The 19,109-nt window shown below is 43.9% G+C and carries 12 protein-coding genes; 3 read left to right on the top strand and 9 right to left on the bottom strand.

The features are described from left to right. Window positions 1–36 precede the first annotated feature (36 nt). The 3 genes from LDM98_RS01905 to LDM98_RS01895 all read right to left on the bottom strand — a co-directional run bounded on the left by LDM98_RS01905 (window position 37) and on the right by LDM98_RS01895 (window position 4,480). The gene (locus LDM98_RS01905) at window positions 37–1,755 is read right to left on the bottom strand and encodes a nickel-dependent hydrogenase large subunit (protein WP_223897649.1); all 1,719 of its coding nucleotides are present in this window, start codon (window positions 1,753–1,755) and stop codon (window positions 37–39) included. A gap of 3 nt (window positions 1,756–1,758) precedes the next feature. After that, window positions 1,759–2,904, bottom strand: a complete 1,146-nt coding sequence (locus LDM98_RS01900) for a hydrogenase small subunit (protein ID WP_223897648.1) — start codon at window positions 2,902–2,904, stop codon at window positions 1,759–1,761. A 112-nt stretch (window positions 2,905–3,016) separates the two neighbouring features. After that, window positions 3,017–4,480 (bottom strand): NAD(P)/FAD-dependent oxidoreductase, encoded by a 1,464-nt coding sequence (locus LDM98_RS01895; RefSeq protein ID WP_223897647.1) that lies wholly within the window; start codon window positions 4,478–4,480, stop codon window positions 3,017–3,019. 164 nt (window positions 4,481–4,644) lie between these two features. Between LDM98_RS01895 and LDM98_RS01890 the strand changes: the two genes are divergently transcribed. The 3 genes from LDM98_RS01890 to LDM98_RS01880 are packed head-to-tail and all read left to right on the top strand — an operon-like array spanning window position 4,645 to window position 8,319. Beyond that, the gene (locus LDM98_RS01890) at window positions 4,645–6,321 is read left to right on the top strand and encodes a Na/Pi cotransporter family protein (protein WP_223897646.1); all 1,677 of its coding nucleotides are present in this window, start codon (window positions 4,645–4,647) and stop codon (window positions 6,319–6,321) included. 30 nt (window positions 6,322–6,351) lie between these two features. After that, on the top strand, window positions 6,352–7,848 hold the full coding sequence (gene thiI / locus LDM98_RS01885; protein WP_223897645.1) for a tRNA uracil 4-sulfurtransferase ThiI: 1,497 nt from the start codon (window positions 6,352–6,354) through the stop codon (window positions 7,846–7,848). Window positions 7,849–7,860: 12 nt separating this feature from the next. Further along, window positions 7,861–8,319, top strand: coding sequence for an MOSC domain-containing protein (locus LDM98_RS01880; RefSeq protein WP_223897644.1), 459 nt, complete (start codon window positions 7,861–7,863; stop codon window positions 8,317–8,319). Window positions 8,320–8,376: 57 nt separating this feature from the next. On the opposite strand, the gene LDM98_RS01875 is transcribed toward LDM98_RS01880, so the two are convergent. Genes LDM98_RS01875 through LDM98_RS01850 form a run of 6 tightly spaced genes read right to left on the bottom strand, consistent with a single transcriptional unit; the run spans window position 8,377 to window position 19,031 of the window. Further along, window positions 8,377–10,512 carry an alpha/beta fold hydrolase gene (locus LDM98_RS01875; RefSeq protein ID WP_223897643.1) on the bottom strand — a complete coding sequence of 712 codons (2,136 nt, stop codon included), beginning with the start codon at window positions 10,510–10,512 and terminating at the stop codon, window positions 8,377–8,379. Then, window positions 10,506–12,671 (bottom strand): acyl-CoA dehydrogenase, encoded by a 2,166-nt coding sequence (locus LDM98_RS01870; RefSeq protein WP_223897642.1) that lies wholly within the window; start codon window positions 12,669–12,671, stop codon window positions 10,506–10,508. The genes LDM98_RS01875 and LDM98_RS01870 overlap by 7 nt, the downstream gene beginning before the upstream one ends. Beyond that, window positions 12,671–14,785, bottom strand: a complete 2,115-nt coding sequence (locus LDM98_RS01865) for a 3-hydroxyacyl-CoA dehydrogenase NAD-binding domain-containing protein (RefSeq protein WP_223897641.1) — start codon at window positions 14,783–14,785, stop codon at window positions 12,671–12,673. Before LDM98_RS01865 ends, LDM98_RS01870 begins: the two co-directional genes overlap by 1 nt. Further along, window positions 14,785–16,077, bottom strand: a complete 1,293-nt coding sequence (locus tag LDM98_RS01860; protein WP_223897640.1) for a thiolase family protein — start codon at window positions 16,075–16,077, stop codon at window positions 14,785–14,787. The genes LDM98_RS01865 and LDM98_RS01860 overlap by 1 nt, the downstream gene beginning before the upstream one ends. Next, window positions 16,074–17,825, bottom strand: a complete 1,752-nt coding sequence (locus LDM98_RS01855; protein ID WP_223897639.1) for a long-chain fatty acid--CoA ligase — start codon at window positions 17,823–17,825, stop codon at window positions 16,074–16,076. Before LDM98_RS01855 ends, LDM98_RS01860 begins: the two co-directional genes overlap by 4 nt. 3 nt (window positions 17,826–17,828) lie before the next feature. Beyond that, window positions 17,829–19,031: an NAD(P)/FAD-dependent oxidoreductase gene (locus LDM98_RS01850; RefSeq protein ID WP_223897638.1), complete on the bottom strand. Its 1,203-nt coding sequence runs from the start codon at window positions 19,029–19,031 to the stop codon at window positions 17,829–17,831. Window positions 19,032–19,109: the final 78 nt, after the last annotated feature.

Here is a 19,109-nt window from a genome sequence, read left to right as displayed (position 1 = left end):
TCTCGTTTATCTGTATGAACATTTTCATTTAATCCCCTAACAGGCCGCTCCACTGCTCATAGGGGTTACTTTAAATTCACTGAGTTCTACCCCTTTCATATCCATCACATGCACAGAACAGGACATACATGGATCAAAAGAGTGTATGACCCTCAAAACTTCAAGCGGTTTTGCAGGATCTTCAAGTTTTAATCCTACCAGAGATGCTTCATAAGGACCGATTGTACCGTTACCGTCCATCGGCCCGGCATTCCAGGTTGTCGGTACGACTGCCTGATAGTTTTCAATAAGACCATTTTTAATACGTACCCAGTGACTCAGTGTCCCGCGAGGCACTTCACCGATAAAACGTCCTGTGTACTCTTTGTCAGGGTTTATTTCAAACTTGGTATAGGTACTGTCATCACTTTTAATATTTTCCACCAATGAATTGAACGTTATGATGGCATTGTCAGAGATCAATTTAGTTTGAAGCATTCTCGCTGCGGTTCTGCCCAGTGTCGTAAAGAGTGCCCCCACTGGCAATCCTGTACGTTTGAGGAAGGCGCCGACTTCATTTTGCACCTTTTTATTACCTCTGGCATAATTGACGAGCAGACAAGATAGAGGACCTACTTCCATCGCTTCACCATCATAACGAGGTGCTTTCACCCATGAGTATTTCTGCGTTTCATCAATGATCTTTGCTTCTCCATTGACGGTGTCACCATCTATAAAACCTGTATATTCAGGGTCTGTGACCCCATCATAGGGTTGAAGCGGCGTTGTGCCTTTGTACCAGGCATGTGTTACATCCTCTTCTATTTTCATATCATCTATATCATAGACTTGAGAGAGATCACCGTTTTTAATGTATCCGCTTTGGAAAAGATTTTCTGTGCGGTTCAGCATAAATGCATCAGCAGCAAGAAAGTTCTTTACCCCTACGCCACCCAGTACGGTCTCTTCTGTACCGTAGGCTTCTGCAGCCATGATGATATCTGCCTGATAGGCACGGTCGATAAAATCTTTAACGATCTTGTATTTTTCTTTCCATTGGGCCAGACGGGTAGGACTCAATATATCTCTCACACAGGTCACTCCACCCACTACAAGACTTTGAGGATGTGGCTGTTTTGCACCAAAGATAGCGAACATCTGTGCGGCTACACGCTGTACTTCCAGTGCCTTAAGATAGTGAGACAGTGCGATAAGGTTCTGTTCGGGAGAGAATTTGTAGGTGCCGTTTCCCCAATAGGCATTGGCGAACGGTCCCAGTTGCCCTTTATCAACAAACTCTTTGACTCTTTTTTGAACAGCCGTCAGTTCATCCGTACCTGTTGCAATAGGAGAGTCGGAATACTTGAAAGCCAGCTTTGATGCTTTTGCAGGGTCAGCACTCAATGCTGAGACCACATCCACCCAGTCAAGCCCGTGCAGGTGATAGAAATGCACCACATGGTCATGCATATAAAGGGATTCATTCAGAAGCGAACGTACCAATCGTGCATTGTAGGGTGCTTCCACACCCAATGCATTTTCTACCGCTTCTACTCCAGCCTTATAGTGTGAGTAGGTACAAACACCGCAGATGCGCTGAGCCATTAGGCCTGCATCTCTAGGGTCACGCCCTTTGAGAATAAGTTCAATACCTCTCCATAATGTGGATGAGGAGTAGGCTTTTTGTACCACATTGTTTTCATCCACTTCTACTTCTATACGCAGATGGCCTTCAATTCTCGTGATCGGATCGATCACTACACGTCTGTTACCCATGACTTACTCCCCCTTCTCATCATTTTTATTCATAAAGATACTCGCAACGGCATGTGCACCGATACCGACCAGCGTAGCAGTAAGAAGTGTCGTTCCGATCTTATCAACGGTAGAATTGAGTCCCATGACGAGATGAGAATCAATGGGTTTTTCCAATGGCCCCATCGTATCCCAGAAGTCTGGTTCAGAACATCCCATACAGCCATGGCCTGCACCAATAGGCCAATTGACATGCTGGTTGAATCGTTCCGTGGAACAGTTGTTAAAGGTATAAGGACCTTTGCATCCCTGTTTATAAAGGCACCATCCCTCTTTGGCCCCGTCGTCACCGAAACTCTCTACGAATTCTCCTGCATCAAAATGTCCGCGACGTTCACAAAGATCGTGTATACGGTTACCGTATGCCCATTTTGGACGATGGTAACGATCCAGGGCCGGCAGTGTACCAAAAAGTAAGAAGTGCATCAGTGTCCCGACGATATTTGAAGCACTTGGAGGACAGCCAGGCACATTGATCACGGGTTGTGAGATCACCTTGTCCACACCTTTTGCACCGGTAGGATTAGGTGCAGCAGCCTGAATACCGCCAAACGCGGCACAGGTCCCAATGGAGAAGATCGCTGCTGCATCTTTGGCCGCTTCAGTGATTACACTGAGCCCAGTCCGGCTTTGGGGCCCCAGGGTCAAATACTGTCCATCCATAGCTGTGGGTATACCCCCTTCAACCAACAAAATATATCTTCCTGCATATTTTTTCAAAGCATGATTCAGGTTTTCTTCGGCCTGCCAGCCTGATGCAGCCATCAGTGTTTCATGGTATTCAAGAGAGATATAATCAAAGATAAGTGAATCGATCGTTGGCGCATCCGAGCGTATAAATGATTCACTGCATCCTGTACACTCTGCAAAATGCAGCCAGACCAATGGTATGCGGTCTGCCATTTTCACAGCATCAGCAAATAAAGGGGTGAACTGGGACGGTAAGGCAAGCATTGCGGTAATACCCGCAGCCCACTTCATGAAATCACGCCGCTCAACGCCACGTGCTTCAAGCATCTGTTCGATCGACTCTTCTTTGATCGAAGGTAACTCAGACAACGCCCGTATACGATCTTTTGCTTTTGCATAAAGTGCATCAAAACCATTCATCTTCAACCCCTTTTATTTTTTATATGTGCTAAGTATATCATAGGAATTCCAATGATGTTTATAATTATAAATATCATTAGATAATTTTACATTATACAATGCTCTCTATTTTCTAAAACCAACCTCTCAACATAAGATACCAGTACATCGGTTTCAACTGATACAGGTCAAAAACCCACCACATAAATCTTGGTTTTGCAGGATCCAGGAATGGCATGGTAGGTGCCAGACCTTTATAGTTGAATTCTGCCATGATGATCTCACCATATTGCGTTTTAAGCGGGCATACAGTGTACCCATCGAACTTCTCTACCAGTGGTTTGCCTTCCAATGCCGAAACAAGGTTCCCCACAGCGACAGGACCATGATGTCTTGCAGATCCGCCGGTTTTTCCTAGCGGAATACCACAGACATCACCCATGCCGAATACATTTGGGTATCTTCTATGCTGTAGCGTTACCTGGTCTACTTCAAGCCATCCTTTAGCTGTACCTTTTTGCCATCCTAAAAGAGAATCCGCCAATGCCTGAGGCGGCCCCATAGGCGGTACGACATGAATGAAGTCATAAGCGATATCGACCATTCTTTTCTCTTCTGATATATCATACTCTTCCAGATCTTCATCATATTCACCTTTGACCTCATAGGTCTCTTCAAAAGTGGCTACCTTGTTCTTTACATCTATAGCAACAAGATTGTGTCTGAAATGATTGGTAATGGTGTCATATCTCTTCTGTACTTCGAGCAGTGAACTTTCGATCTCAGGAATACTAAACAACTTTGCACTGTCTGTTACGTAGATAAAATTGGCCCCTAGATCATCTTTTTTCAAATGATCTGCACTAAGATAGAGAATTTTTTGCGGTGCCCCGCCACATTTGATCGGTGTGTTCGGGCTTGTATAGAGAGCCGTTGGTTTTTTTCCTGAAGCTGCTGCCTCTTTGAGTGCATTGAACCATTCCCATGTGACTTCACCGCCTTTGGCGGTACCTTTTTCCAGATTGTTCAGATAGACACTGGAGATACCATTTGTACCGATATCCTCTTCTCTCAGTCCCTTGATCCAGTCATAATGGTAGACAATACCTGTGGCTACGACCATATAGTCATAAAGAACTTCCACCCCTGCACGTGTAGTCACTTTATTGTTATCCGGATCAAAAGAAGCGACTTCATCTTTGATCCAAGTGACATCCTCCGGTATGAACTCTCTATTCTCTTTAGCAATATCATCTAACGTATAAAGACCGGCGGCCATAAAGACCTGTCCGGGCTGATACAGGTGTGTTTCATTGGGTGCAATGATCGTAATATCTGCATTGGACAAAGCACTGTGCAGCCTGGCAAGTGCCATAATACCACCTGCCCCACCGCCTACGACCAGGATCCTGGCGTTCTTTTCACTTTTGACTGTGGATGTTTCATCTGCATGTGTAGAAGTAGGCAAGCCCATCAGTGTGGCTGCACCGCCAACACCCATCATTTTAAGTGCGGTTCTCCTGCTTATGCCTTCTGTAGGTTCACCATGTAACAGATCCACTAAAGGTTTACTATGCTCTATCTTTTTATGCTTCATATTGAGCTCCTTTTGATATACATAAATTAAGTATAAGATAAATTAATTTTAGAAATACTGAAAATAATTTATGAATATGGTGATAGTGTTAAATACCTTTAACCCTTGCCACAGTCATAATTATTCAAATGACTTGGTTGCTTGATGACAATAATAGTGTTATAATGGTCAAAAAAAGAGATAAATGTATGACTGCGCAACTTGTACAAGCACTTTCTGGTTTGGGAATGTTCCTGTTTGGTATGTTGTATATGGAACTTGCATTGAAGGAGTCAGCGGGCCGTCGTTTTAAAAGCTGGGTCAAGAATTCAACTTCCTCTACGATAAAATCACTCATGACCGGGACTGTTGCGACTGCCCTGCTTCAAAGTTCTTCCGTTGTCACGCTTATGACGCTCTCTTTTGTAAGTGCGTCATTGATCTCACTGTATTCAGGGATTGTCGTTATATTTGGTGCAAATGTGGGTACGACACTGACGTCATGGATCGTAGCCACACTGGGTTTCAAGGTCAAGATCGAAGCGTTTGCCCTGCCTATGATAGGTGCAGGAGGGCTACTGCTTATATTTGCGCCTGATCATAAAAAGATCACTCTCGTTGCCAAGGTATTTGTGGGGTTTGGTCTTCTGTTTCTTGGTCTTGAATTTATGAAAAGCGCTATAGAATCTTTGACCACTCTTATTGATCTTGAGAAATTTTCACATTTACCTCTCATCGCTTTTATCGGTATCGGATTTTTTCTCACTGCATTGATCCAGTCAAGTTCGGCAGCTACGGCGATCGTACTGAGTGCACTTTATGTACATATCTTGAGCTTTGAACAGTCTGCTGCAATGGTGATAGGTACGAATATAGGGACAACCGTGACAGCAATGATTGGTGCTATGGGTGGTATACCCGATAAAAAGCGTGTTGCACTGGCACATTTTATATTTAATTTTATGACCGCAATAGCAGCATTTATCATACTGACACCGTTGGCACACTTTTTGATGGGGATTCAAAAGTTGTATGATGACCCGGTCATAGCATTGGCACTCTTTCATACGATATTTAATCTGCTCGGTGTGGTGCTGCTTCTTCCTTTTGTATCATTGATGGCCAAATACCTGAATCAACTCTTCGTACATGTTGAACCAGCACCCACACGATACATACATTTGGTCGATCCCCAATTTTCAGAAACGGCTCTTGTGGCATTACGTGATGAAGTCAACAATCTGTTTGTTAAAACAATGAAATATGCACTTTTGATCGCAAATATAAAACCCAATGATGTTTTTGTAAAAAAACTTGGTTTGAAAGAGGCCGTAGAAGCCAATCAGGACCAAATAGAATTCAATCATAAAATAGCCTATAACACGATCAAAGAGATAGAGATCAAGATCATGGAATTTGTGTCGGCTTTGAACCAACAGGATCTACTGCCGGATGAGAAAGAGAGCCTGGATACACTTTTAGCTTCTGTACGTGAATCTGTCTATGCAGCAAAAATGCTTAAAGATATCAAGAATGATATGAACGAATTCTCCGAAAGCAGCAGTGAGACCATTCATACTATTTATGATGCGATACGAAGAAATCTTCTCTATGCGATCATGATCTATATCAATTATATGGATGAAGTGTGGAGTATGGATACCTGTAAGGAAAAATTCTCTAAAGCAGAAGAAGAGAATCATCGAATCATGAACGAAGCAAGTATCTCTATCAGTCATAAAGGTATCAACGAAAAGAACGTGATCTCTCTGCTCAATACAAACCGCAGTGTTTTCATTGCAACGCAGGCCCTTTTTGAAGCATCAAGATCTGTATCATTGCACTTTCCGCTTGAAGATTAGGTGATAGCCATTTAGTCCTCTTGTGTTATAATGCCGCTCAGACAAAAACAAGGGTATACAACAGTGGGAACACCATCAGTCAAAACACAAAAATTCATTTTAAAACTCTTTCCGGAGATCATGGTCAAAGGTGCATCTGCCAAAAAGCAGATGGTAGGACAGCTTTACAATAATCTTGTAAAACTTTTAGGCAGATACAGTGCTGAGATCACCGTCAAAAAGTTTTCTGATAAGATTGAGGTTGTGACACCTATAGAATTTCTCACGGAAGTACGCCAAACGCTCCTTGACACTCCGGGTATAGAGCAGGTCCTTGAAGCTTTACAGTTTGACGGCATGGAAACACTGGATCAGATCAAGGTCAAGGTCAATGAAATGATGGCCAAAGAGATCATTGGCAAGAGCTTTGTGGTACGTGTCAAACGTTCGGGACAACACCCTTTTAGATCACTTGATATAGAGCAAACGGTGGGCGGATATATGCTGGCACACAATGACACAAAAGGTGTCGATCTGCATCATCCCGAAGTGACCATTCGTCTGGAACTTATCAACAAGCAACTCAATATCATTACTCTCAAACATGCAGGACTCAGCGGTTTTCCTTTGGGCACACAGGGAGATATCCTCTCGCTGATGTCCGGCGGTTTTGACTCGACAGTGGCTTCTTACCTCACGATGAAAAGAGGTATAAAAACCCATTTTATCTTCTTCAATCTTGGGGGGATCGCCCATGAGATAGGTGTTAAGCAGGTGGCCCTTTACCTCTGGTCCAAGTTCGGTGCGTCGCATCGTGTCTCTTTCATCTCTGTACCGTTTGATGCAGTGATCGAGGAGATATTCCGTTCTACACATGAGAGCTATATGGGTGTGACCCTGAAACGCCTGATGCTCCTTGCTTCTGAAAAAGTGGCCAATGAACTCGAGATAGATGCACTGCTTACGGGTGAGAGTGTGGCACAGGTTTCAAGTCAGACCCTGCGTAACCTGGCACTCATAGACCAGGTGACCAATAAACTCATTTTACGTCCTCTGGCTACCATGAACAAACCGGAGATCATCAAGATAGCCAGTGAGATAGGTACACGCCGTTTTGCAGAGAATATGCCGGAGTACTGCGGTGTCATCTCCAAGAACCCTATTACACACGGTTCATACAAACGTATGGAAAAAGAAGCAGCACGTTTTGATTACAGTGTGTTGGATAAAGCCGTAGAAGATGCACAGAAGATCTATGTGGATGAGATCATCGATGATGTCACCAATGCAGCACCGGTAGAGGTGATACATGATCTCAATGATGACAAGTATGTGGTCATAGATATACGTACGGAAGATGAATGCATCCAAACACCATGCAAGAGCATTAAGATTCCTTTCCACAAACTCAAAACAGAGTTCAAGAAGCTGCCGCAGGACAAAGAGTATCTCCTCTACTGTGACAAAGGGATCATGAGTCAATTGCATGCCCAATATCTGCGGGATGCGGAAGATGTTAAAAATGTAAGGGTATACAGACCCGAATAGTGTCTGAAAATCATGACCCTGCATGCCATTATCATCGGAGAAAAAGCCAAAGAACCTTTGCATTATGTAGAGCGTGTCCGGGCTGTCAAAGGCAAAGGACTGGAAGGTGACCGTTATTTCTACGGGCAAGGTACCTTCAACAAACCCCCACTCTCCCAGGATGTCCGAGAGGTCAGCATACTTCCTTTTGAATCCCTTGCAGAGTGTAACAGACGATTGGGGAGTGATCTGGATTTTCTGGATCTGCGTAGAAATCTTGTCATCAAAAACTTCGATGCTTCACTTCTGGAAGACAAAATATTTACCATCGGAACGGCAAAGTTCCGCATCGTACGTACCTGCCCTCCCTGCCGTTACCTCTCTAGACTGTTAGATGAAGATATGATGAAGGGACTGAAATATATAGGCGGGTACAGGGCTCTCATTGTACAAAGTGGTATGATACATGTCGGAGATAAGATCATCTATTAGAGACTTAAAAAATAACGCATCCAACTGTCTCTATTTCTCTAGCGTATGGTATCGATATTAGTTAGCAATTGCCCGAATAATATAGTCATAGATGTTTTCATAAAGATCATAAGGATCAGTTTTACCTGGCGTCAGAATATTATGGTATATACTAGGGATAAATAGCAGTTCTTTCTTTTGTGTACTGACCCTTTCATAGATCATATTGGCACTTTTCGTATAGACTACAGGATCATGATCGCCCTGAATGATCAAAATAGGATCATCTACCTGTGAAAGTAGTTTACGGGTTTTATCCATCAGTTTTTCTAGTTCAGAAACAGATGAAAGCGGGTGTCTTGGATAATTGAAATCAGAAAGTTCACTGTGGTTATCGATCCACTCTTTGATACCCTGTGCATGCAAATGTACGACCATCTCATTAAAGGCATTCAGTGTCGTAACGACATATTCCACCTTTAAGTTATTGAGTTTAAGGGCAGTATTGACCACAATCACACCATCCACATGATATTTTCCGGCATGTAATAGTGCCAAAAGCCCTCCGGTAGAGAATCCTCCGATAAAGACTTTGTCACACACTTGCCTCATAGCCGTGAAAGCGCGTCCAAAATCACACTCCCACTCTTCAAATTTAACCTTTTGAAGTGCTCTAGGGTCCGTACCGTGTCCTCTGAGTCTCACAAGATAGACATTGATCCCTTTTTCAAAGAGATATTTTGCCATTTCCTCAAGTGCTGCAGGCACGGAAAGATAGCCGTGTGAGAAGACCAGTCCAACCGAATTTTTTTGATCGTAATAGAATTGTGGAACACCGATGCTGTTTTTTGCTGGCGGTAGATAATGGTAATAGACATATTCTCTTTCAAACTCTTTTCTATCAGATGTTTTCAGATATTCAAAATTATCAACTCTAAGCTCCTGTTCACTCAATGTAGCATTCTCTTTTGCTTTGCTAACAAATCTTTCCTGCCAATTGATCTCATTCAGAACAACCTGCATAGTGTTTTTCACTCTGATCTTATGAAAATCATAGTTTTTTTCCAACAAACTTTTATCAAAAAGATAATCCCCGTCACTGTCTTGATAAAGGATATTCTGTGCATCTGCTATTTTCAGGGCAGAGACGAACGGTGCATAGTCCTCATCAAGGATCAATCTGAACAGACCTGTTTGAAGTTCCGGATGCAGGTTTAATTTTGGGATAACCCGAAGCTCTCTGGCATTCTTGTAGATCAATGTTTTAAGATAGCTGGGGCAGACTTTCAAGGTCGGCATAGTCACAAGGCTCAGAATGAAGATATGATCAAAGTTGATCTGCATATTACCATACACTTCACGCATGATATCTGTGGTAAGTTTCTTTCTCTGGTTCTCAATGAGTTCTTCCATTAGGCTGTCATCATCAATGGTACCACCATGTTTAGAAAGATATGCATCAATATACTCTTTAACTACGATCGGTTTTCCAAAATGGAGATGCATATTGGCTTTCATCAACAGGTTGATCTCTACCTCCAGCTCTTCAAAAAAACGTGTTCCCCGCAGGTTCAAAAACTTATCGATGAACAAAAGCAGTCTATTTTCACCCGGACGAATAGGATAATAGGTGATCGAAAGCGGCATAATATGGAGATGCACGCCTTCTTGCAGTTTGGAACGATCCACACGATGGGCTTTGCAAAACCGTCGGATCGCTGCTTCATCATCCATAGTTTTGATACGTTCGCGCATGATCTCGGCTTTGAGTGCCAGTACAGCGGAACCTGTATGCACATGCCCGTTATAATCTTCCATATGGATGTGAAACTCGCCGTTCTCAAAACTGATCTGTTTGTTTTTGACCATTTCTCCTTCCGGATAGATGATCCAGCATGCTTTGGCCGAAATCAGATCATCCAATATGATACAGTCGCGTTCTTTATTTTTATTTGAGATGGTACCTGCCAATCTCATATACTCACCCAACCATCCTACAAAGATCGTGTCATCGGCCAAGGAACGTGATACATACTTATGTTTGGTGAAGATCAAATAAGGTACGACAAATGTTTCAAAACGTGTAAAGTGATTTGCCAAAAACATTATAGGGGGATCGGGTATATTTTCACCGCTTGTAGTGATGTTGGCACCACTGAGTTTTTTGATCAAATAGATAATGAAATATGATATCCAGAGTATCAGCTTCAGCATTTAAAATAATCCTCTATCGTATAGGAATCGACTGCAATGATATGCGCTTGGGCTCTGTCTGCTTTTTCCAAAAGCCTCTTCTCATTCTCGCTCAATGCATCCTCTCCCGTTTTTTTCCGTTTTCTGATCGCCTCTTTGGCTTTCATCATCAGATCCGAAGCTTCGTGCAGCTCCTCGACCCTGCCTCCTATATGCATATTGCTGCATACACGGTTACGTACGGACTCATCCGATGCAAGCAGCATTGCGACAGCATGCAGATCACGGTCATTGGCTGCATTTCCCATTGGGTTGATCCTTCCACAGAAGCCTTTGAAACGAAACAGCATCCCAAGCAGCCCGGAAGAGAGATTTTGATGTATCCCCCAAAAGGCTTCGTCTATCTTGCGAAACCCCTCCTCCATCGCAACCTTAAGTATGACTTCATCCGATCTTAGACTTCCTTCTGCTTTAAAACGTCTCAGTGCTGCACTCAGTATATACATTTGGGACAATACATCTCCAAAGCGTCCAGAGACTGATTCTCTTTTTTTCAACCCTGACCCCATGATCCCGAGGGCTATATCACTCATACAGGAAAACTGCGCCGAACACCATGCCAGCTTTTGCTCATATCGAGCTGCTATCCCCCGGCTTTCGGGGCGATGCCAATGCCCTCTTGTGATCCCAAGAAGACAAGCCCTTAACATATTCCGTCCGATATGCGCCAAATGTCCGAAAAAGTTCGTATCAAAGGCTTCGATATCTTCTTTTTCAAGTGCCTCGATCTCTGCATAGACATAAGGGTGACAACGTATCATTCCCTGACCGAACTGGATCAGCGTACGTGTCATGATATTGGCACCCTCTACCGTGATCGATATCGGTGCACCATAGTAGGCATGTGCAAGAAGGTTCTTGGGACCCATGCTAATGGCCGCTCCACCCTGTATATCCATCGCATCCATGATATTTTTTCGAAATTTTTCCGTACTGTGGTATTTCATGATGGCATTGGCCACGGCAGGTTTCGCTCCGGTGTCGATTGCCCCGAGTGTGAAGTTTTTAGCCGCATCCATCACATAGACATCTGCACCCATACGCCCTATCACTTCGGCAATCCCTTCAAATTTACCTATGGCAATACCGAACTGATACCGTACAACACTGTATGTCGAAGCAACAAATGCTGCCAGTTTACTGCCGCCCGAACTCGTGGAAGGAAGTGAAATACCGCGGCCGACCGCAAGGGATTCCATCAGCATCTGCCACCCTTTGCCTACGCCTTCACTCCCTCCGATCACATCATCGATATCGATAACGACTCCTTTTCCGACCAGCGGTGCATTGATAAAAGGTACCCCCATAGGATCATGGCGTCTGGACTGATCGACCCCCTCTTTTTTAGCATCCACTAGTGCACAGGTGATACCAGGCTCTTCCCCCATCCCAAGCAGATTTTCAGGGTCTTTACAGACAAATGCAAGACCGATAACTGTTGCGATGGCACCCAGGGTAATGTACCTTTTTTCAAATTCCAATTTGATCTTGAGCATTCCGTTACTATCTTTGAAGACGGTACCATGAGAACGGATCGCTGCGGCATCACTTCCCGCTTCTGGCTCTGTCAAAGCAAAACAGGGTATTTCTTTGCCTTCTGCCAAACGCGGCAGATAATACTCTTTTTGTTTCTCCTCTCCATAATGCAGCAAAAGCTCTGCAGGTCCCAATGAGTTTGGTACCATGACGGTAATAGCAAGTACCTGGGATCGTGTAGCAAGCTTTTCGATCACACAGCTATGTCCGTAGGCACTGAACCCGAGTCCTCCATGCTCTTTCGGTATGATCATCCCAAAAAAGCGTTTATCCTTGAGATACTCCCAAACTTTCTTAGGCAGTCTCCTGGTCTGAAAAACTTGCCAGTCATCCGTCATCGCACAGACCTCTTCGACTTCATTGTCCAAAAATGCCTGCTCCTCTTTGGAGAGTGTCGGATAGCTATAAGAGAAGATCTTTTCAAAATCGGGCTTGCCGCTGAAGAGTTCTCCTTCTATCCAGACACTGCCCGCCCTTAATGCTGTTTTTTCCGTATCGGAGATGGAAGGCAGCAATCCTTTACGCTTGAGTGTCCTAAAAAGCGGTTTGGTAATGTAATTTGTTCTGAATGTTTTTAAAGACATCATTGCCCTCCGTAAAATGTTTCATGCTTTTGTGCCATCACAAGCAGTAATGAGGATGGCTTAAACCGATCGCCGTAAGTGGTACTGAAGTGTTTCAGTGTTTCTACGATCTGAGCGATACCGACACTGTCTGCATACCGCATCAAACCTCCTCTAAAAGCTGGGAACCCGATACCAATGACCATAGCCATATCCAGGTATGCAGCATCCTCCACGACCCCCTCTTCAAGACAACGTGAAGCTTCATTGATCATGATATAGAGTGCACGTTGAATGATCGCCTGGGCATCCAAACGTGTTTCACCTTCTTGGAGTATATGGATATGAGGATTGATCGATGGGCGTTTTTGTCCATGGTTATAAAACCCGGTACCACTCTTTTTGCCAAGCCATCCGTTCTTTAGCATGCCATCAAGCACCTTGCCCATGGCCATACGTTCACCGTATGCTGTATGCAGCACTGTGGCAACTTCCACACCGATATCCACGCCTACTTCGTCCATCAGTAAAAATGCGCCCATTGGCATCCCGAAATCTGTGAGTATCCGATCGATCTTTTCTATATCTTCACCCTCTTCAAACATCATTGCTGCTTCTTTGAGGTAAGGCAATAAGACCCTGTTGACTAGAAATCCCGGGCTATCCTTCACCTTGACAGGGGTTTTCCCCATACTTTTGGCAAGATTAACAACCGTTGCGATCGTTGTTTCATCGCTCAACTCCCCGGGGATCACTTCGACCAGAGGCATGCGTTCCACTGGATTAAAAAAATGCATTCCTATAAAACGTTCTGGGTGTTTGAGATCTTTGGCCAGATCGCTGATAGAGATAGAAGAGGTGTTCGTCGCGATGATCGCATTTGGTTCCAGGAGTGCTTCAAACTCTTTATAGACTGTTCTTTTTACATCGATATCTTCATTTACCGCCTCTATAAGGAAATCGCTTCTCGAAAATCCTTCATCATTCAATGCATATGTGATCCTGTCCATATTGAGTTGTATATGACGTCTATCGATTTTACGGCGTTTCTTCATCGTTTCATAGATCTGTCGTATCTTCTTGACCGCATTGGCTGCACTGGAGATACTACGCACTTTCAGGCGTACATCGATCTTCTGATTATCCAGTGCCCATGCGATACTGCTCCCCATCGTACCCGTGCCTACGACCGCAGCATGCAGGATCGTTTTGGGAGCTGCTCTACTGAACGTCTCATGCTTGAGCCTCTCTGAGATCAAAAAAAGTCCGACCATATTTTTGGATTCTGAGGTGAGTGCCAGTTGGGTCACTGCATCTCTTTCGATGGACAGACCTGCTTCTATAGACTTACCGAAACTCTCACTTATTACATTGATCAAGGCCAGTGGTGCCGGATAATGCCCCTGAGTTTTTTTTAAAACTTTTTTTGTTGCTATCTTTTCTATTATACGCCGTACTATTCTCAAATGTTCGTACCACTTGATCCCTTTTCGCTGAGAGATGATCTTCTCTTTTAAAGTACCGTCTAAAATTCCATGGACCAGTGCATCTTTTTTAAATCCTAAATACCCCTGCGGCACACTTGCATCGACGATACCTGCCTGGAATGCTTCATCACCTGTAAGCTGTTTCGCACCCGCAATGAGTTCCATGGCTTTAGCATATCCTATCAGCCTGTAGAGCCTCTGTGTACCTCCAAACCCAGGTATAATACCCAGCTTTATCTCCGGAAATCCTATGCGGGTATGAGAGTTTGATGTAGCTATACGGTAATTACAGGCAAGGGACATCTCAAGCCCGCCGCCCAGACATGCACCGTCAATGATCGCTACAGTTACAAACGGTAATTTTTCAAGTTTATTAAAGATGTCCTGTCCTTTTTGTATAAAGGTTTCAACACTCGGAGCATCTTTTGCCAGCTTGATCTCATGAATATCTGCCCCGGCAATGAAGATATCCTCTTTGGTACTTTCGATAAAAAGGATTTTAAGCGTATTCTCCTGCGCCAACATATCTAAATATCTTTCAAATGTTTCAAGTGCAGTCGTGGAGAAAACATTGGCTTTGCTGTCAGGCGTATCAAAATAGAGCGTTGCGATCTGGTCGGTTTGTCTTTCCAGTCTAAAATAGTCCATTATTCTACCTCCAGCAGTAGTGATGCACCCTGCCCTCCACCGATACAAAGTGTTGCCAATCCCCGCTGAAGATGACGGTTTCTCAGTTCATGCAAGAGTGTCAGTACCATGCGCGTACCCGTCATTCCCACAGGATGTCCCAATGCTACTGCACCGCCATTGACATTAAGTATCGCAGGATCGATGGCACCGACAGCTTTACTTTCATTAAAATGCTTTTTGGAAAATACCGTAGAGTCAAATGATTGCAAACATGCGATGACCTGGGCAGCAAAGGCTTCATTGATCTCGACCAGATCGATATCCTTCATACCTAACTTTGTCCGTTTGAAAAGTTTATGGGTTGCGATGACCGGACCCAACCCCATGCGTTTGGGATCGAGCCCTGCATACACATAGTCACTGACATATCCCAACGGTGTCAAGCCTCTTTGTTTTGCTTCTTCCTCTCCCATAACGATGACTGCGGCAGCAGCGTCTGTGATCTGTGATGCGTTTCCTGCAGTGACGGTTCCGTTCTTTTTATCAAAGTAAGGCTCCAGTGCAGCGAGTGCTTCTATCGTTTGTCCGTCTCTGATACCGTCATCATAATCAAGTATCTTGCCATTCTCTTCATCATAGATGATCGGCATCATTTCTTGTGCGAACCTGCCGCTTTGTTTGGCTTTTGCTGCTTTTTTGTGGCTCTCTAATGCGAAATCATCCTGTGCTTCACGGCTGATCCCGAATTCCCTGGCCAATACTTCGGCGGTTGAACCCATCATCAGACCGCTCACCGGATCGGTCAAACCTGACATCAAGCCGACAATAGGTTTAAGAAAACCCGGACGAAAACTCAAAAGCGCATGGAAGCGTTCCAAAAAGGTTCTCGATTTAGAGAGTTTTAGAAAGAGTGCAGTCATCTTTTGATTATAGACCAGCGGGATATTGCTCATCGATTCCACTCCTCCACACAGATAGATATTCCCTTCATTGGCACGTATACGATCGGCAGCCGAAGTAATCGACTGCATACCTGAAGCACAGTTACGGTTGACAGTAAAAGCCGGAGTTTCACGAGGAAACCCAGAACGCAGCGCAATGACCCTGGCTATGTTCGCCGCATGAATAGGCTGTGCGACATTTCCAATGATAACTTCGTCAAATTCGTCAAAACCCAGAGGTGAACGCATCACTGTTTCACGTATGATCCTGGTCCCCAGGGTATCCGCCTGGAGATGTTGAAACTTATCCCCTGCTCTTGCCATTGGCGTGCGAAGTCCCGAAATGATCGCAATACGTTCTCTTTTCATCTATGGCCTCCATACATCTGTGCGATCTCATTTTCAAAATGCTTTTTGACATGCTCTCTGGCAAGTTTCATTGACGGGGTGATATCACCGTTTTCTATTTTCAACTTTTCAGTGATCAGATGATAGTTCCGTATCTTCTCCCAATCGTTCAGTTTTGTATTGACCTGATCGATAAAGGTGTCTATATGCTGCTTGAATTTTTTGGATACAGCAGCCTCTTGGGCCGTTGAAAATCCATGTTTTTGTGCGTAACTACTTATCATATTGGGATCGAGCATCAGCAGTGCGACGACAAAAGGCCGATCATCCCCGATGACCATTGCATAGTCAAACCATCCGCAGGCCGTCAAAAGTTCTTCTATATATTGCACCGAAATATATTCACCCGTAGAGGTTTTGGCAAGTTCTTTCTTTCTTCCTGTGATCGTGATGTACCCCTCTGCATCAATCTCAGCCAGATCACCTGTATGAAGCCATCCTTCCTCATCTACTGCTTCTTTGGTCGCTTCAGGATTATTGATATAACCTTGCATGATCCCAGGCCCCTTAGCCAGAAGTTCACCCTCACTGCTGAGTTTGACTTCCGTATGTGCATAGCGTTTGCCGCAGGTACCTATTTTATTATCACCGGGTGCATTCGCACAGATCACCGGACTGGCTTCAGTGAGCCCGTATCCCTGATACACAGGTATACCGATATTGGTAAAAAAACAATTGATCTCTTCGGGAAGCTGTGCCCCACCCGAGATCATCATACGGAACTTTTTACCCATAGAGTCACGCAGTTTTTGATACACGAGATGATCGAAGAACCTTGCCCGCAAGCTTGAGGTACCATCTGGTATCTTTTGTTTTGCATATCTGAAAGCCAGCATTGCGATGTGACGTTTGAAGAACGCATTGTCAAGTGCTTTTTGGTACATCCGAAAATAGACCTTCTCAAGCAGTCTTGGTACTACGGTCATCAAGGTTGGCCGGACCTCCTGCATAATTGCTGCTATATGTTTGACTTTATCGACAAAATAGACACTGACTCCCTGACTCAGATAAAAGTACATGACCATTCTCTCAAAGATGTGTGCCAAAGGAAGCACACTGAGTGCTCTGTCACTTTCAGGATAAAGCTTATAGATAAGTTCCGTGTCTATGAGCTGTGAGATCAGGTTTGCATGGGTAAGCAGTGCTCCTTTTGGCAATCCTGAAGTACCCGATGTATACACAACAGTGAGCGGTGTGTCCCGTGTGATCATGGATAAAAGACGATCAAACTTCGTATTGTCAGCCAGATCGATACTTTTCCCCTCTTTGATGAATGACTCGAAGGATTGACATGGAGGATCCGCAGGCCTAAAATGGATACAAGTAACACTCTCATCAGCAAGATATATAGCATTTTTTTGCTCATCGGTTTGCATAAACACTGTATCGATCTCAGCGTTTTCCATCTCAAAATGCAGGTTTTTGGGCGAGATATTAGTAAAAAGAGGTACACTGACCGCACCGCAAAGCATCAGTGCATAGTCAACCATCAGCCAGTATGAAGAAGGAGAGACCGCTATCGCGATCTTTTTATCGCGCCATCCTCTTGCATCGAATGCCAGTGTAAGATAGCGTACCGTTTCAAGAAATTCCGATTTGGAAAAGCGCTTCCATTCACCCATTTCCAAATGATTCAAAAATGTTTCATTTTCAGGTAATCCCTTCAAATGGTCATACAGTGATGAAAAGGTACCTATCTCTTGCAACATCTTCTATCCTTCTATTTCGCACGCTTTATTAAATCCGAACCTGCAACGTATCCAAAGTGGCCATTTATATAAGTTTTCAATCAGTTTTTTGACATAATGGGCTACCTTCCCTCTCATTTTAATAGATCCAATGCTCAAAATGGCATAATTCCCACCCATCGCAATAGCCAGTCCCACTATTCTTATATCCGCAGCCACAGGCTCTTTTCCGTTCAAGATATGCTCAATGTTAGATGCGGCATGTATACCGCTTTTGATGGCTGCTTGTGCAGTATCGGCAATGCGTTTCCCTTTCGTATCCAATATCTCAGCAGCATCCCCCACAGCAAACGCTTCAGTATGACCGGGTATCTGTAAGGTTGGGTTCACGATGATCTGCCCGAGTTTATTGTGTTCAACCTCTATGGACCTTACCATTGCCGTAGCACTAATTCCTCCGGTAAAAAGCATGAAATCAAAATCGATCACTTCACCATTCTCCAGATAGGCCTTATGAGGTTCAACCTTAGAGATATGCAATCCGCAATGCAGAATCACACCAAGATGCTCCAAATGTTTTGTTGCATATTTAATGATATCTGGATGCATACCTTTGAGCACTGTATCTGAACCTGAAATGAGATGGATGGTAATTTTATCACAGGCCAGTGTATTGTTCTTATAGTAGCGGTTAAAATAATGCTGCATTTCAGCAGCGATCTCTACACCCGTAAGCCCTGCACCACCGACAACAATGCTATAATGGGCTTTAGCATGTTTATGATTTTCCAACCTTGTAAAAAGCTCCTTCTCGAAGAACTGTTTCATATGAAAGGCTCCCCTAAGACTTTTAATACCATAACTGCAGTTCTGCAATCCTTCAATAGAGTCCATCATTCGTGTCACACTACCTGTAGCGATGATCAGGTAATCATAAAATATTTGCTCTTTTTGCTCTATATAGACACACTTACTATCCAAGTCAATGTGTGAAACACCATTATGTATGAAAGATATATTTTCACCGTAGCTCTGACACAGAGAATTTAAGTTGACGATCGTTTTATCAAAAGGAAGTGTACCTGCGATCAACGAATATCCCTCCGTCTGTAAAAAATGGTAAGGATTCTGATCTAACAAAGTGATAGTAATATCTTTTCTCGGTGCCAGTGTTTTCAAGGCGGCAATACCACCGTATCCACCGCCTACGATCAATACATCTTTCATCTATAACTCTTTTCTGCTTAATATAATTAATTATAATAGATGCTGTATGGAGTGAGTGTGTAGTAGAAAAGGACTTCT

The sequence above is a fragment of the Sulfurovum sp. TSL1 genome (assembly GCF_019972135.1).
Taxonomy (GTDB): domain Bacteria; phylum Campylobacterota; class Campylobacteria; order Campylobacterales; family Sulfurovaceae; genus Sulfurovum.
This window is presented reverse-complemented; position numbering and strand designations above follow the sequence as displayed.